Below are 15,828 nucleotides of genomic sequence, written 5' to 3' on the forward strand. Positions count from 1 at the left end.
GCGCGCGGAGGCGAGGTCAGCGCGTGGCGAGCAGGCCCTCCAGCAGGCCGAGGACGGCCTGGATCGGAGGGGGCGTGGTCCCGAACTCCACGTCGGTCCCGCTGACGGAGTCCATCACGCTGACCGAGCTCTGCGGCAGACCCCAGCGTTCACCGCCGTCGTGACCCACGCCGACCTCGATACCGGCGAAGGTGACGTACTCCCAGTTCTTGAGGTCCCTCCTGAGCGCCTCGTGACCGCGTGCCGTGGCCCACTCGGCGACGGCCACGAGGATGCCGCCGAGCGTGTTCTCGCGCTCCTTCAGGTCTCCGGACTGGAGTTCCTCGATCTGACGGTCCAGCTCGGCGCGCTGGGCGAGGAGTGCGTTGAGGTCGCTCATGGGGGGCCTTTCGGGGAGGTGAGAGGTATGCGAGCGGGAGCGCCGGGCTCTTTTAGGAAGGTCGCGTGCGAAAGAACCGGGCCCGCACCTGGGCAGAACCCCGCCGCGATCCACGAGCTGCTGGAGGCTGCGCCGATCATCGGAGAGGACATTGCCGTCATGCGTCACATAATGGTGCCGTATGAGCCCACTCGGCGTCGATCTATCCGGTGGAATCCTCATGCTCAGAGACCTCGGGCATCGAGGTATACCCCTCGCGGCGACGTCGCGCCGATCAGGGTACGGCGTCCCGGGCGCGGGCGGTGAGGTCGAGATACTCCTCACGGCCCAGCGTACGGGCCTCGAAGCCGAGTCCGTACCGCGTGGCGAAGCGGTGCGCCTCCTCCGGCGGCCACGGTCCGGGCAGGTGGCGTACGGGCCTTCCCACACCGTCCATCACGAAGAGTCCGGACAGCCTCTCGTGAGAGTAGACCATCAGGCCGCCGACACAGCGGGATTCAGGCCCGATCTCCATGTCGTCGGGGACCATCCGCGAACCGAGCCGGACGCGCAGCGTCGTCCCGCCCCGGACCGAGAGGTACGGTCCGCCGGGCGGCCCGAGCGCGGCGCCGCGCCGGGTGCGCCAGGTGTGCCACGCCTGGCGCGCGGGTTTGAAGACGACGACCAGGGGGGCGAAGAAGACCGCCAGCCACTTGGCGTCCAGCAGGTCCAGCATCATCCCGCCCAGCGCGGACACCCCCCGCCACGCGAGCCAGCCACCCGCCGTGACGACGTAGGCCATCACGAACAACCCGGCCACCCCCGCGCCGGCCGCGACGGCCTTCTTGGCCCTGGACATCCGTGGGACCTCCAGGCCGGCGAGACGCGTCCATCCGGGAGCCCGCCTGCTCAGCGCGGCGCGCACCACACTCGACGATGTCTTCAGGGCGTCGTGCACGGGGAGTTTCCGCCCGGCCGCGAAGACGGCCACCTCGTGGACCGGCCAGTCGCCGGGAAGGTCGGCGAGCACCAGCCCGTCGGCGTCGAGCACGGCGAGCCCGGTGAGAGAGCGCCGCTCCTCCTTGCCGGAGACGATCACCCGGCGCTCGTACCGGTAGTGGTACAGGGAGGCGGGCGCGAGCCGCAGCGAGCGTCCGGCCGCCGGATCCTTCGCGACCAGCGTCGGGCCGTCCCAGCTGAGCGCGGTCGCCGGACAGGGGGTGCCCTCCAGCGCACCCTCGCGCGGCCTGATCTCGCCGGACACCTCGTCGTACGGCCGGAGCCTGAGCGCCACCTCCCCGGGAGAGTGGTCGCCACGCACCGGAAGCCCCGCGTGCTCCGTGGTGTGCCACCGCGGCGCCCGGTTCTCAAGGTCGGCGCGCCCCTCGAACTCCGTGGCGTAGCCCCGGTACTCGAAGGTCAACCCGGTGTCCTCGGCGAACTCCTCCACCAGGTGGCGATGTCTGGCTCCCGGGGAGTCGAGCACGACCCTTCCAGCGGTGTCGCGGACCGTGATCCCGTAGACGACCCCGCTCTCGCGGGGAAGGCGGTACAGGACCAGGTCGGCCGCGCGTTCCTCGCCGGTGAGCGGCAACCGGATCGGATAGCGGCCCGGCACGTCGACGACGAGACAGCCGTCGTCCACCCTCATCTCACACCCGCCTCCGGCGAGCACCCGCGTCGCGCCTATCGCTACCCCCGTCTCCCCCGCCCCGAAAATTCTCCTTTTTCCAGAAGCGACGGATAAAGCGAACATAAAGTTCCCGAACGGAGAGACGTCACCGGGCCGGAAAGCGCCTACTTGTAGCGGAAGTAGACGAAGAGGCGGCCGTGGTTCTTGGCGTCCTTGTCGATGCGGTGGTAGAGGGCCTTGATCTCCTTCTGTTCCAGGAAGCGCAGGACCTTCTTCTTCAGCTGGCCCGAGCCCTTGCCGGGGATGATCTCGACCTCGGTGGCCTTCTTCCTGATGGCCTCGTCGATGATGCCCCGCAGCGCCTTGTCGATCTCTCCACCCTTGTTGTAGAGGGGATGTAGATCAAGCTTGAGCTTCAACCGAGCCTCCCGTGTGTCAGGTGCGGCCAGTTTACGCGCGACGGAACATCCTCCTCGGGGTGGTCGTGTCCTCCCCCGGCCACGGGACACGCGGGCTTGGGGACACGAGGCACGCAGGCACGGAGGCGGCCGAACTGCGGAGGTATGCGAACACCGCCGAGTCTGCAAGCAAATTTGACCAATTCCGGGGATTATTGTGTCAATTTAATGATCTAGGCAAACAAATGACCTCTAGTTAGGCTCCCTGTCATGATCGGCCGCCCCTGCCGGGTGGCCGAGCACGTGTCACCCGACGGGGAGGGTCGGCGCCCTCCCCGGCATGCCGTGCCCCAGGCATGCCAGGTGGCCTCCCCTCCCTGCCGCGTGATCTGTTCATGCGTGCCTACAGGGAGGTCTCGTTGACCAGAAGGCCCTACTCACCGAGGATCAGACGCGTGGCGGTGCTCGCCGCCGGCGTCGGGCTCGTCGCGGCGATGGCGCCGCCGGCGAGCGCGGATCCCACCCCCACCCCCACGCCGTCCGCCAAATGGACGGCGACTCCCCTGACCGGGGGTGAGCCGATCCAGGGCGCGAAGTCCCCCACCGGCAAACTCGCCCAAAGTGATGAGGGGCTACTGAAGTCGACCTCGGCCGCCACGGTCAGCGTGATGGTCAAGCTCGACTACGACTCTTTCGCCGCCTATCAGGGTGGCCTCGCGGGACTTCCCGCGACGAGTCCAGCGAAGACCGGAAAGGCTCTTGACATCAAGAGCAACGACGCGAAGAAATACCAGCGACACATCGAGGACGTCGAGAACACCTTCCTCACCGAACTCGCCAGGAACGTGCCAGGCGCCAAGGCGGGCCAGAAGCTGCGGACCGTCTACGGCGGTATCGCGCTGCGCATTCCCGCCAACAAGGCGGCCTCGCTGCTGAAGCTGCCCGGCGTGGCGGCCGTCCAGGAGGACAAGCCCGAGCAGCTGCTCACCGACTCCAGCCCCGCGTTCATCGGAGCGCCCACGATCTACAACAAGCTGGGCGGCAGCTCCTCCTCGGGCAAGGGCGTCATCGTCGGCATCCTGGACTCCGGCGCCTGGCCCGAGCACCCCCAGTTCGCCGACCCCGGCACGTTGCCCGCCGCACCGGCGACCAAGGACGGCACGCCGCGCACCTGTAACTTCGGCGACAACCCGCTCACCCCGGCGGCCGACCCGTTCGTCTGCAACCGGAAGCTCATCGGTGGCGCCCCGTTCCTGGAGACCTACAACGCGAACGTCGGCGGTGAGACCTTCCCCGACAGCGCCCGCGACTCCAACGGCCACGGCACCCACACCGCGACGACCTCGGCGGGCGGGCCGGTGGCCGACGCGAACCCGCTCGGCATCAGCCGGGGCCCGATCCACGGCATCGCCCCGGCGGCGCACGTGTCGGTTTACAAGGTCTGCGGTGAGGCCGGCTGCTATCCCTCCGACTCCGCCCAGGCGGTCGGCCGGGCCATCCTCGACGGCGTCCGCGTGATCAACTTCTCGATCTCCGGCGGCACCTCCCCCTACAGCGACCCGGTGGAGCTGGCCTTCCTCGACGCGTACTCGGCGGGCGTCCTCGTCTCGGCCTCGGCGGGCAACGCCGGCCCCGGCGCGGCGACCGTCAACCACGTCAGCCCGTGGGTGACCACGGTGGCGGCCTCCACGCAGACCAGGACCTTCCAGTCGACGATCACGCTGTCGGGTTCCGGCGGCGCGACGGCCACGGTGAAGGGCGCCTCCATCACCCCGGGCATCGCCTCCGCGCTGCCGGTGGTGCGGGCCTCGGCCCCGCCGTACTCCAACGCGCTCTGCACCACGCCCGCACCTCCGGGTCTGTTCACCGGGAAGATCGTCCTTTGTGAGCGCGGCCCCGACCGTGTCCTTAAGGGCTTCAGCGTCCGGCAGGGCGGCGCGGCCGGCATGATCCTGTACAACTCCTCCCCGCTCGACGTGATGACGGACAACCACTGGCTCCCCACCGTCCACATCGACAAGCCCGAGGGGGACGCACTGCTGGCGTTCCTGTCGGCCAACCCCGGCGCGACGGCCTCGTTCACCCAGGGCACCAAGACCACCTGGCAGGGCGACGCGATCACCACCTTCTCCTCGCGCGGCCCCGGTGGCGACTTCCTCAAGCCGGACGTCACCGCTCCCGGCCTGCACATCCTGGCCGGGCAGACACCGGTGCTGGAGAGTCCGGCCGGTGGCCCGCAGGGCAACCTCTACCAGGCCATCTCGGGCACCTCGATGTCGTCGCCGCACGTCGCGGGCTCCGCGGCCCTGCTCTTCGCGCTGCATCCGACCTGGACTCCCGGCCAGGTGAAGTCCGCGCTGGAGACGACGGCGAAGACCTCGGTCACCAAGCAGGACCGCGTCACCCCGGCCGACCCGTTCGACACCGGCGGCGGGCGCGTCGACCTGACCAAGGCCGGCGACCCCGGCCTGACCCTGGACGAGACGGGCGAGAACTTCGCCGCCTCGGCCGACGACCCGCTGAACCGCATCGACCTGAACCTGCCGTCGGTGAACGCCCCGATCATGCCGGGTCTCATCACCGCCAAGCGGACGTTCACCAACGTCACGAACTCGACGCTCACCTTCACCGCGACGGGCACGACGGTGAACGGCGCGAACATCACGGTGCTGCCGCCGCTGTTCAGCGTGAAGGCGGGCAAGAGCGTCAAGCTCAGCGTGGTGATCACCGCGCCGGACCTGCCGGAGGGCCAGTACTTCGGCCAGGTGAACCTCAAGCAGGTGGGCGGCTCGCGCAACCTGCACCTGCCGGTCGCGTTCGTCCGCAAGCAGGGCGCCATCCCGGTGGAGCAGACCTGCGCACCGGCCACCATCCCGCGCAACACCGGCGAGTCCGCCTGCACGGTGACCGTGCGGAACGACACCCTTGAGAACGCCGAGGTCACGGCGCTCAGCACGCTGGACGGAAAGCTGCGGCTGAACTCGGTGACCGGCGCCACCAAGATCGGTACCCAGATCGCGACGACGAAGACCACCCTCGCGGCCAGGCAGCCGGACAGGCCGGGCATCGCCCCGGGCACCGGTCCCGCCCCGTACCTGCCGCTCGACGCCTTCGGCATCGCGCCGGTACCGATCGGCGACGAGCAGGCGATCAACTTCACCGTGCCCTCGTTCCGGTACGCGGGCCAGACCTACAACAGGATCGGCATCGTCTCCAACGGCTACACGATCGCCGGGGGAAGCTCGGGCTCGGCCGACGTCTCGTTCGAGCCGCAGACCCTGCCCGACCCCACGACCCCGAACAACGTGCTCGCCACCTACTGGACCGACCTGGACGGCACCGGCGCGCCCGGCATCTACGCCGGCACGCTGACCGACGGCGTCAACGACTGGCTCGTCATCGAATGGCGGGTCAACCTCTACGGCACGAGCAACCTCAAGGTCTTCCAGCAGTGGATCGGCCTGAACGGGACCGAGGACATCACCTACACCTACGACCCGGGCAACCTGCCCGGTGATCCTCCCGCCGGCTACGGCCTGACCGTGGGCGCCGAGAACGCCGACGGCACCGCGGGCGGCCAGATCACCGGCCCGCCGGCCACGGATCTCCGGGTGTCCAGCACGCCCGGCGCCCCCGGCGGCAGCCTGAGCTACACGATGAAAATCAAGGGCGTCAGCGCCGGGATCGGGACGGTGACGACGGGCACGTCGACACCGCAGGTCAAGGGGCTGACGATCGAGGTGGACAAGATAACCGTGCAGTAGCGAGAACGTGATGGGCCCGGCGTGTCGCGCCGGGCCCATCCGGGCTTCCTGGGAGGGTCGCGGCGGGCCGGGCTCACGGATCCAGGCTCGGAAAGGGCGGGTCGAGCTCACGAATCCAGGCTCGGGAAAACGGTCCCTCCGGGCGATACGGGCTCAGCGGGCCTCGCCTCGGGAACCCGGTCCCGAGGGCTCGAACTCAGGGGTCGAACCCTCGAAACCCGGGGTTCGGAGACCTCCGGCTCAGCGGTGGAGGTAGTCGACCAGGTGGGCCTTCTCGGTCTCCAGCGTCTCGATGGCGCTCTTGACCACGTCACCGATGCTCACGATCCCCGCCAGCCGGCCCGCGCTCACGACCGGCACGTGCCGGATACGGTGCGTGGTCATGGTATGGCGGAGTCCGTCGACGTTGTCGTCCGGCGAGCAGGTACGGACCTCGGCCGTCATGATGGAGGACACCGGGTCCTCCAGCACGGCGGCGCCCCGGTCGTGCAGTCGCCGCACCACGTCGCGCTCGGAGACGATGCCCGCGATGGACGAGCCGTCCTCGGACACCACCACGGCGCCGATGTTCTTCTCGGCCAGAACGGCCAGGAACGCGGCGACCGTCGAGTCCGGGCGGACGGTCGCCACCTCCGTGCCCTTGCCTTGAAGAATCGTACCGATCAGCATTGGCATCACCTCGGTTCAGCCTGGCGCGAGTATTCCTACCTTTGCCCTCTTGTGCCACACGCTAAGCACGCAGGAGAGCAAAGTATCGACTGTCAGGTGACGGGCAGCAACCGCACCGCGTCGAGGGCGAGGGTGAGCTCCACGATGTCGAGCGGGCGGGCGAGCGAGCGGCCGGTGAGCTGCTCGATTCGGCGGATGCGGTTGAAAACCGTGTTGCGGTGGCAGTACAGCCGCCCGGCGGCGCGCATGGCCGAGCCCTCGCATCGCAGCCACGCCTCCAGGGTCCCGAGGAGTACCTCCCTGTCGGCCGGGTCGAGAGCGAGGATGGGCCGTAATACGGCACCGCTGAGGTGACCCGCGAGTTCGGGCTGGCTGACCACCAGCGCGGCGGGCAGTCTGTCCTCCAGTCTGGCGATCTCCGGGCCTTCGCCCACGCAGGTCCGCAGGGCCAGTTCGGCGAGCCGCCTGGCGCGGCCCAGTTCGGCCAGTCCCTCGACGACCGGGCTGATCCCGGCGCATCCGGTGACGTACGGGCGAAGCTCTCCGGCGAGGTCGTCCATGTCCGCGTCGCGCAGCAACACGACCGACACCTCGTAGTCGGGGCGCATCCGCCACAGCAGCCGCATCACGCCCAAGGTGGTCGGCCGCGGGGTGTCGTTGCCGTGGTCGTGGCGGCCGGGCGGCCTGGTGATGACGACGGCGTACCGGCCCAGTTCGGGCAGGTCGAGCGCGGCGGCGGCGCTGCGGACGAGGCCGGCGTCGGCCCGGTCCTCAAGGAGCGCGTCGAGCAGGGCCTGGACCCTCTCGGCTGTGCGGCCGAACAACTCGGACTCCCGTCTTCGGTATGCCTCGGCGGCGGCGATCGCCTGCCGGTCGGTGGCGTGCCACACCTTCGTGGCGCTGCGGATCAGGACAGGCAGGCTGTCCGACTCCTCCTCGGTGACCACGTCGATGAGACCGTCCCACATCACCTGCGCGGAGAGCCGGTAGCTGCGCAGCAGGGAGTCCATGGGCAGTCCCTGCTCAGCCCTGCGCCGGGCGGTCCTCTCCGCCTGCGGCACGTCGCACCGTTCGGAGCGGGGCAGCAGGATGGCGCCGATACCGTCCCGCATCGCCTCGTAGACGCTCTGCCAGTGGTCGTCGGTGGGAACCATCCGCCGGTACGCCTCGTCGGTGTCACGGATCTTGGCGACGAGCTCGTCGGTGAGCTCGGGAAGTCTCAGCAACAGCCTGCGGGCGGCCAGGCGCATGACCCTGCGTACTTCGTCGTCCGTAACCGGCCGGGTCCCCATCTGGGGATCGTGACAGCAAAACACCTCGCCGAACAAGGTTCTGTTCTGTTTCGTGACCCGGGGTTGTGCACACGCACAACCGGGACCCGTCCCGCATGGGCGTCCGCCCCGACTTCACCCCGCCCTCTGGACGCCGGTGAAGCGTCTCGGTTGGGTGCGTTCATCGGCTGTCAGGAGGCACACATGGACGTGCACGCCCCTCGCCCTCCCGGGGACTCCGGGCTGGCCGTCAGGGATCTGGCGGTGGGCTACGGCCCGGTCCCGGCCCTGCGGGGTGTCTCGCTGAGCGTCCCGCGCGGTTCGGTCGTCGCGGTGCTCGGCGGCAACGGCGCGGGGAAGTCGACCCTGCTGCGCGCCGTTTCCGGCACCCTCGGCTTCCACCGGGGCGGCATCACCGCGGGCGAGGTCGGGTTCGGCGGCACACGGCTGTCCGGCGCCGCCACCTCGGCCATCGTGGCGGGGGGCGTCGTCCAGGTACCCGAGGGGCGCAAGGTCTTCGCGCGGATGACGGTCGAGGAGAACCTGCGGGCCGGCGCCCTCGGCGCACCCGACCGGCGGTCGGCGGCCGCGGCGAGGGAGAGGGTGCTCACGCTCTTCCCCGTGCTCGCCAGGCGCGCCGGACAACGCGCGGGCCTGCTGTCCGGCGGGGAGCAGCAGATGCTCGCCATCGGCCGCGCGCTGATGGCCAGGCCCAGGATGCTGCTGCTCGACGAGCCCACCCTCGGTCTCGCGCCGCTGATGGCCGCCAGGATCGCCGAGACCGTCCGCGAGATCAACGCCGACGGCACCACCGTGCTCCTGGTGGAGCAGAACGCCGCGATGGCCCTGTCCCTGGCCTCGTACGCCTACGTGCTGGAGGTCGGCGAGGTGGTGCTGTCGGGGCCGGCCGCGGAACTCGCCGCGAGCGACGAGGTGCGCCGTCGCTACCTTGGCATCGAGGACACCTCCCCGGTCGCGGCACGTGGGACGCGGAAGGCGGCTCGGCCCGCGCTGGCGAGGTGGTCGGTGTGAGCGACACATACCAACCGGATGGTACGGACCCTTCCATTCCCCGGCTCGACGTGCGTGACGTGACCGTGCGGTTCGCCGGGCTCACCGCGCTGGACGCGGTCGGCTTCACCGTCGAGCCCGGCAGCCTCCACGCGGTGATCGGGCCCAACGGGGCGGGAAAGTCGACCTTCTTCAACGTCCTGTCGGGCGTCTGCCGGGCCGCCTCGGGCAGCGTGCGGTTCGGCGACGCGGAACTGACCTCCCTGGCCCCGCACCGTGTCGCCGCCCTGGGCGTGGCGCGCACCTTCCAGAACATCGCCCTGTCGCCACGCCTGTCGGTAAGGGACAACCTCATGCTCGGCCGCCACCGGCTGACCCGCGCCGGGTTCCTCTCGGCCGGGTTGCGACTGCCGGCGGCCCGGCGCGAGGCGGCCGCGCACGGCGAACGGGTGACCGAGGTCGCCGCGTTCGTCGGGCTCTCCGAACGGCTGGCCACGCCCGCCGGACTGCTGCCGTACGGCGTGCAGAAGCGCGTGGAGCTGGCACGGGCCCTGTGCATGGAACCCCGGCTGCTGCTGCTGGACGAGCCGGTCGCCGGCATGAACGGCGGCGAGCGCCGCGACATGGCCGAGTTGATCGTCGCGGTACGGGAGAGCCTCGGCATCTCGATCCTGCTGGTCGAGCACGACATGGGGATCGTCATGCGGCTCGCCGACGCGGTGACGGTCCTGGACTTCGGCAGGCGCATCGCGGACGGGTCTCCCCGCGAGGTGCAGAACGATCCGGAGGTGGTCCGCGCCTACCTGGGCGCGGCGGTGGAAAGCACCGTGGTCGAAAGCGCGACCGCGGTGCTTCCCACCGCCGAGGACACCACCGAGAGAAACACGACCGTCGAGAACGCGAGCGCGGAGAACACGACGGGCAAGGACACGAACGCTGGAAGCGCGGCGGGCGGGGACGGGGAGGTCGCTCCGTGATCACTTTTCTCGAACTCCTGGTGAACGGGATCTCCGTCGGAGCCGTGTACGCGTTGATCGCCCTGGGCTTCGTCATCATCTTCAAGGCGACCGAGGTGGTGAACTTCGCGCACGCCTCGCTACTGCTGGTCGGCGGCTTCATCGTGGCCGGAACGCACCCGTCGGTGGGCTTCTGGACCGCCCTGCTGCTGGGCGTCGCCGGTGCGGCCGTCGTGGGCGCCCTCATCGAGTTCCTGGTCATCCGCAGGGCGAACACCGCCTCGCACAGCGTGCTGGCGATCGTGACGATCGGTGTCGACATCGTGCTGACGACCGAGCTGACCAGGCGGATCGGCACCGACGTGCTCGCCATGGGCGACCCTTGGCGCGACCGGGTGCTGCACCTGGGTGACGTCAGCGTCGCCCAGACCCGGGTGGTCGCACTGGCCGTCGCGGCGGCCCTGATCACCGCGTTCCTGCTGGCGTTCAAGCACACGAACTGGGGCATCGCCATGCGCGCCACCGCGGAGGACGCGGAGACCGCCGCGCTGATGGGCGTGCGGCGCGGGCGGGTCTCGATGGGAGCCTGGGCGGTCGCCGGGGCGCTCGCCGCCGTCGCGGCGCTCTTCCTGTGCGTCTTCCCGACCCCGGGGCTGGACCGCGGCACCGCCTTCGCGGCGATGAAGGCGTTCCCCGCGGCGATCCTGGGCGGCCTCGACTCCACCACGGGAGCGCTGGCCGGAGGACTGATCATCGGTGTCACCGAGGCCATGATGAGCGGCTACCAGAACGACCTCGCCTTCCTCGGCCGGGGCATCGGCGACGTCGCGCCGTTCCTCGTGATGATCGTGGTCCTGCTCATCCGCCCCGCGGGACTGTTCGGGACGAGGGAGCCGGCACGTGTCTAGGAAGATCATCCTTTCCTGCGCCGCACTGGTCGTGGTGGCGGTCGCCGTACCGTTCTACCTGGAGGGCTTCTGGCTGCAGACCGGGCTCTTCGCGATGTCGGCGGCGATCGGGGCGATCGGTGTCAACCTGCTGACCGGTGCCACCGGCCAGCTGTCCATGGGACACGCCTTCTTCCTCGCGGTCGGCGCGTACGCCTACGTCTACCTCGCCTCCGAGCCGGAGGGCGGCGCACACGCCCTCGGCGGCCTCGGCCTGCCCACGCCCGTGGCGGCGTTGCTCGCGGTGCTCGCGGCGGGCGTCGCGGGCGGCGTGTTCAGCCCCATCGCGGGACGCCTGAAAGGCGCCTACCTCGGCATCGCCACCCTCGCGCTGATCTTCGTCGGCCAGCACGTGCTCTTCAACGCCGAACCCGTGACGGGCGGGTACAACGGGCGCCCGGTACCACCGATGGAGCTGTTCGGGTTCGTGTTCGCCGACACCCCCGAACTGGTGGTCGCGCGAGTGCCCTTCGGTTCGCTGGAGCGGCTGTGGTTCCTGGGCCTGGTCCTGCTGACCGGCGCGGCGCTGTTCGCCCGAGGGGTACTGCGCGGCCGTCCTGGGAGGGCCATGAACACCATCCGCGACCATGAGATCGCGGCCGGGGTGATGGGCGTGCCCGTGGCCCGCTACCGCGCCGGGGTGTTCGTGCTCTCGTCGATGTACGGGGGGCTGGCCGGGGTCCTGCTCGCGCTGATCTTCCAGCGCACCGTGCCCGACTACTTCGGCCTGCTGCTCTCCCTCGACTACCTTGCGATGATCGTCATCGGTGGACTCGGCTCCGTCGCGGGCGCGGTGATCGGCGCGTTCTTCGTCTCGATGCTCCCCCAGCTGCTCAGCCGCTACAGCGACGCCCTGCCGCTGGTGGCCGAGCCGGGCTCCGGCGGAGTCTCGCCCGCGGAGGCGGCCCGCGTCCTGTACGGCGCCGCCGTCGTCGTCATCGTCCTCTTCCTGCCCGGCGGGCTGCTCGGCCTCGCCGGACGCCTGCGCCCGGCCGCCGGTCGGCGGCTCGCCCCCGCCCCCGCTTCCCCCGTCCCCGCTTCCTCCGCTCCCACTTCCCCGGCTCCCGCGGCGACGAAGGCCCCGCCATCGCCGCCGCCATCCCCCGACTCCCCCGACACAAGGAACTGATGACATGGGAATCCCAAGAACCCCGGTCCGAGGCGTCGCGGCGCTCGCCGCCCTGGCCGCCCTGTCCCTGACCGTCACCGCGTGCGCCAGTGAGAAGGCCACCGGGGGCGGCGGGGAGGCCTCCGCCCCCTCCGCCGTCGGGGGGGACGGTGTGAAGACGGGACCCGGCGTCACCGCCGACAAGATCACGATCGGCCTGATGACCGACCTCACCGGCCCGTACGCCTCGTTCGGCAAGAGCCTGACCCAGGCGCAGCAGCTGTACTTCGAGCAGGCGAACGCGGCCGGGGGCGTGTGCGGACGGCAGTTGGAGGCCCTGGTGCGCGACCACGGCTACGACGCGCAGAAGGCGGTCGCGGCCTACACCGAGATCGCCCCGAAGGTGGTGGCGCTCGCCCACGTCGTCGGCTCGCCCATGGTCAACGCGCTCAAGCAGCGCATCGAGACCGACCAGATGCTCACCCTCCCGCAGGCCTGGGCGACCGGGCTGCTCGGCAGCAGGGCCATCCAGGTCACCGGGACGACCTACGACATCGACATGATCAACGGGGTTGACTTCCTGACCAGGGAGAAGGGCCTCAAGTCCGGGGACAGAATCGGGCACCTGTACTTCGAGGGCGACTACGGTGAGAGCGCCCTCAACGGCTCCAAGTACGCCTCGGAGAAGCTCGGCCTCACGCTCGTGGAACAGAAGATCAAGGCCACCGACCAGGACATGAGCGCCCAGGTCGCCGCGTTCAAGGCGGAGGGCGTCAAGGCCGTCCTCGTCTCCGTCGGTCCGAGGCAGACCGCCTCGCTCGTCGGTGTCTCGCTCGCCAAGGGCATGGACGTGCCGTTCGTCGGCAGCAACTCGGCCTACTCCCCGCAACTGCTGCCCACTCCGGCCGGGCCCGCCCTGCTGAAGGACTTCTACTACATGACCGCCGGCACGCCGATCAGCTCAGAACTGCCCGCCCTGAAGAAGCTGGCCGCCGACTATACGGCGAAATATCCGGACACGGCCATCGACAGCGGCGTTCCTGCGGGTTACTCGGCGGCGGCGATCGTCGTCGACGCGCTCAAGAAGGCCTGCGAGGGCAAGGACCTGACCCGGGCGGCGGTGGTCGCCGCGCACCGCGGCCAGTCGGCCTGGGGCGAGGAGTTCGGCACGATCATGGACTTCACCACCTTCGACAGGCCCGCCTCGCTGCTGTCGTACGTGGCCAAGCCGGACAAGGCGGCCCTGGGCGGCGCGGTCGTCTTCGAGGAGGCCACGACGTCCGACCTGGCCAGGGAGTACCGGGTCCCGGTGGGCTGACCCACGGTCCCCTGTGCTCCCCCGTGTCCTCCGAGCGGCCCGGTACGCGCCGGGTGTGCGGGCCGCACCGCTCCGGGCTAGCGTGGGGGCGACCAGAGACCTCCGCTCCCGGGAACACGATGACCCAGAAGCTCAACACCGGCAGCCACGACCTGCCGGTCTCCGAGGCCCTCGCCGCGTTCATGAACACCGGCTGGGCCGACACGCACCGCGACGACCTGGCCCCGCTGCCGCAGGCCGCCTACACCGCCAAGCGGCGCGCCGCACTCGCCGCCCGCTTTCCCGGCGAGCGGCTGGTCGTCCCGTCCGGCACGCTCAAGGTCCGCAGCAACGACAGCGACTACCGGTTCCGGGCGCACAGCGCCTTCGCCTACCTCACCGGCGACCAGGAGCCCGACGACGTGCTGGTCGTCGAGCCCTCAGGGGAGGCCACGCTGTTCCTGCGCCCCCGCTCACCGAGATCGGCGCCGGGCGAGGCCGGGCAGGAGTTCTACCGCGACCGCCGCTACGGCGAGTTCTGGGTGGGCCGCCGCCCCGACCTGGCCGAGGCCGAAGCCCTGCACCAGATCGCCTGCGAGCCGATCGACAGGCTGGACAACGTGCTCGGCGGACCGGCGCGGGTGCTGCGCGGGGTGGACGCGTCCGTCGACGCGCGGGTCTCCCCCGGCGACGGCGACGAGGAGCTGGAGACGTTCCTGTCCGAGATGCGACTGATCAAGGACGAGTGGGAGGTCGCCGAGCTGCAGTTCTCGATCGACGCCACCACGCGCGGGTTCGAGGACGTGGTGCGGGCCCTGCCGGCCGCGCTGGGACACCGGCGCGGCGAACGCTATCTGGAGGGAGTCTTCGGCCTCCGCGCCCGCCTGGAGGGCAACGCGGTCGGCTACGACAGCATCGTGGCCTCCGGCGCCAACGCGTGCGTCCTGCACTGGATCCGCAACGACGGGCGGCTGGACGCGAACGAACTGCTGCTCCTCGACGCGGGTGTGGAGACCGACCACCTCTACACCGCCGACATCACCAGGACCCTCCCGCTTTCCGGGCGCTTCAGCCCGGTCCAGCGTCAGGTCTACGAGCTGGTGTACGAGGCCCAGGAGGCGGCGATCGCCACCCTGCGCCCCGGTGTGAGCTTTCGCGACTTCCACCGCGCGGCCATGAGGGTCATCGCGGAGGGACTGCACGACTGGGGTGTGCTGAAGATCGGCGCGGACGAGGCGATGGAGCCCGGTAGCGGCCTGTACCGCCGCTACACGCTGTGCAGCAGCGGTCACATGCTCGGCATGGACGTGCACGACTGCGCCAGGGCACGCTCGGAGGTCTACCTGGACGGTGTGCTGGAGGAGGGACAGGTGCTGACCGTCGAGCCCGGCCTCTACCTTCAACCGGACGACCTCACGCTTCCGCCGGAGCTTCGCGGTATCGGCGTGCGCATCGAGGACGACCTGATCATCACCTCCGACGGCGCCCGCCTCATGTCGGCCGGGCTGCCCCGCCACCCCGACGAGGTGGAGAGATGGATGGAGGATTCAGGCGTCACGAGTTGAGCGGCCGAGGGCGGCAGCCGGCGGCAGGGGGAAGGCCGCCGTGCCCTCGACCTCGGGCAGGGCGGCGATCTCTTCGCGGATCCGCCGCCCGCGCCATCCGCTCACCTGCGTTCCGTCACCTGCCCCATCGGCGGCGTGGCCGGTCCCGGCTGGTCACCGGGGTGGGGATCGCCGGTGGAAACCACAGGGGTTCCCTCACCTCGCCGCACAGCCACCACGAGCGAACGACGCCTTCTGAGGTAGATTCTGATCTATGACCGCGAAGCAAGCCCCGCCCGGCGAGCGGAGTGGTCGACTGGGGGGTGAACCCGTCGGAGTCGTGGTCACACGCGCGGTGAACGAAAGTGGTGAGCGGCCGGTGAAAGATCAGGAGCCTCGCTGGCTGTCCTCCGTCGAGCAGCGGGCATGGCGTGCCCACCTCGCCGCGCACAAGCTCCTGGAGCATCGCCTCGACCGTGAGTTCCAGCCCTTCGGGCTCTCGTTCAACGACTACGAGATCCTGGTGAACCTCTCGGAGACCCCCGGTCACCGCATGCGGATGAGCGATCTGGCGGAGGCCACGATCCAGTCCCGCAGCCGCCTGTCACACCAGATCTCCCGAATGGAGGCCGCCGGTCTGGTCACCAGGGAGACCTGCGCCGACGACAGGCGCGGCACCTTCGCCGTCCTCACCGAGCACGGCTGGGCCACCATCCAGAAGGTCGCGCCCCACCACGTGGCCGGCGTGCGCCGTCACTTCATCGACCTGCTCACCGACGACCAGCTGGTCGAGCTGGAAGCGGCGTACACGCCGGTGGTCAAACACCTCAAAAGCATCCGCTGACGCGAAACCGATACCGGTCGTTCCTCGT

Annotated in this window: 14 protein-coding genes; 8 read left to right on the forward strand and 6 right to left on the reverse strand. The window is 70.2% G+C overall.

Going from position 1 to position 15,828, the window contains the following annotated elements; genetic code table 11:
• Positions 1–16: 16 nt before the first annotated feature.
• From ACFY3D_RS00545 to ACFY3D_RS00555, 3 genes are all read right to left on the reverse strand, one after another.
• Positions 17–379, reverse strand: coding sequence for a hypothetical protein (locus tag ACFY3D_RS00545; protein WP_350948259.1), 363 nt, complete (start codon positions 377–379; stop codon positions 17–19).
• Positions 380–653: 274 nt separating this feature from the next.
• Positions 654–2,009, reverse strand: a complete 1,356-nt coding sequence (locus ACFY3D_RS00550) for a hypothetical protein (RefSeq protein ID WP_389973085.1) — start codon at positions 2,007–2,009, stop codon at positions 654–656.
• Positions 2,010–2,155: 146 nt separating this feature from the next.
• Entirely contained in the window at positions 2,156–2,410 is a 255-nt protein-coding gene (locus tag ACFY3D_RS00555) for a Smr/MutS family protein (RefSeq protein WP_329093428.1), read from the reverse strand.
• Between the two features lie 398 nt (positions 2,411–2,808).
• On the opposite strand from ACFY3D_RS00555, the gene ACFY3D_RS00560 reads away from it, so the two are divergent.
• Positions 2,809–6,153, forward strand: a complete 3,345-nt coding sequence (locus ACFY3D_RS00560) for a S8 family serine peptidase (RefSeq protein WP_389973087.1) — start codon at positions 2,809–2,811, stop codon at positions 6,151–6,153.
• A gap of 240 nt (positions 6,154–6,393) precedes the next feature.
• Here the strand turns inward: ACFY3D_RS00560 and ACFY3D_RS00565 are convergent, their stop codons facing one another.
• Positions 6,394–6,822, reverse strand: coding sequence for a CBS domain-containing protein (locus ACFY3D_RS00565; RefSeq protein ID WP_389973090.1), 429 nt, complete (start codon positions 6,820–6,822; stop codon positions 6,394–6,396).
• Between the two features lie 92 nt (positions 6,823–6,914).
• Entirely contained in the window at positions 6,915–8,114 is a 1,200-nt protein-coding gene (locus tag ACFY3D_RS00570; protein WP_389973094.1) for a PucR family transcriptional regulator, read from the reverse strand.
• 183 nt (positions 8,115–8,297) lie between these two features.
• On the opposite strand from ACFY3D_RS00570, the gene ACFY3D_RS00575 reads away from it, so the two are divergent.
• From ACFY3D_RS00575 to ACFY3D_RS00600, 6 genes are all read left to right on the forward strand, one after another.
• Positions 8,298–9,125, forward strand: a complete 828-nt coding sequence (locus tag ACFY3D_RS00575) for an ABC transporter ATP-binding protein (RefSeq protein WP_389973096.1) — start codon at positions 8,298–8,300, stop codon at positions 9,123–9,125.
• The gene (locus tag ACFY3D_RS00580) at positions 9,122–10,081 is read left to right on the forward strand and encodes an ABC transporter ATP-binding protein (protein ID WP_389973099.1); all 960 of its coding nucleotides are present in this window, start codon (positions 9,122–9,124) and stop codon (positions 10,079–10,081) included. The genes ACFY3D_RS00575 and ACFY3D_RS00580 overlap by 4 nt, the downstream gene beginning before the upstream one ends.
• Positions 10,078–10,968: a branched-chain amino acid ABC transporter permease gene (locus tag ACFY3D_RS00585; protein WP_362766613.1), complete on the forward strand. Its 891-nt coding sequence runs from the start codon at positions 10,078–10,080 to the stop codon at positions 10,966–10,968. Before ACFY3D_RS00580 ends, ACFY3D_RS00585 begins: the two co-directional genes overlap by 4 nt.
• A complete protein-coding gene (locus ACFY3D_RS00590) occupies positions 10,961–12,136 on the forward strand; it encodes a branched-chain amino acid ABC transporter permease (protein WP_389973102.1) in 1,176 nt (391 codons plus the stop codon). Before ACFY3D_RS00585 ends, ACFY3D_RS00590 begins: the two co-directional genes overlap by 8 nt.
• Before the next feature lie 4 nt (positions 12,137–12,140).
• Positions 12,141–13,433, forward strand: coding sequence for an ABC transporter substrate-binding protein (locus ACFY3D_RS00595; RefSeq protein ID WP_389973105.1), 1,293 nt, complete (start codon positions 12,141–12,143; stop codon positions 13,431–13,433).
• Positions 13,434–13,552: 119 nt separating this feature from the next.
• Positions 13,553–14,977 (forward strand): aminopeptidase P family protein, encoded by a 1,425-nt coding sequence (locus tag ACFY3D_RS00600; protein ID WP_389973108.1) that lies wholly within the window; start codon positions 13,553–13,555, stop codon positions 14,975–14,977.
• Here the strand turns inward: ACFY3D_RS00600 and ACFY3D_RS00605 are convergent.
• Positions 14,960–15,082 (reverse strand): hypothetical protein, encoded by a 123-nt coding sequence (locus ACFY3D_RS00605; RefSeq protein WP_389973111.1) that lies wholly within the window; start codon positions 15,080–15,082, stop codon positions 14,960–14,962. The two genes, ACFY3D_RS00600 and ACFY3D_RS00605, sit on opposite strands and share 18 nt — an antisense overlap.
• A 253-nt stretch (positions 15,083–15,335) precedes the next feature.
• Here ACFY3D_RS00605 and ACFY3D_RS00610 point away from each other — a divergent pair, with 253 nt between their 5' ends.
• A complete protein-coding gene (locus tag ACFY3D_RS00610; protein ID WP_362895167.1) occupies positions 15,336–15,800 on the forward strand; it encodes a MarR family transcriptional regulator in 465 nt (154 codons plus the stop codon).
• Positions 15,801–15,828: the final 28 nt, after the last annotated feature.

Origin of the sequence: Streptosporangium sp. NPDC000509 (assembly GCF_042898365.1) — a bacterium.
Taxonomy (GTDB): domain Bacteria; phylum Actinomycetota; class Actinomycetes; order Streptosporangiales; family Streptosporangiaceae; genus Streptosporangium.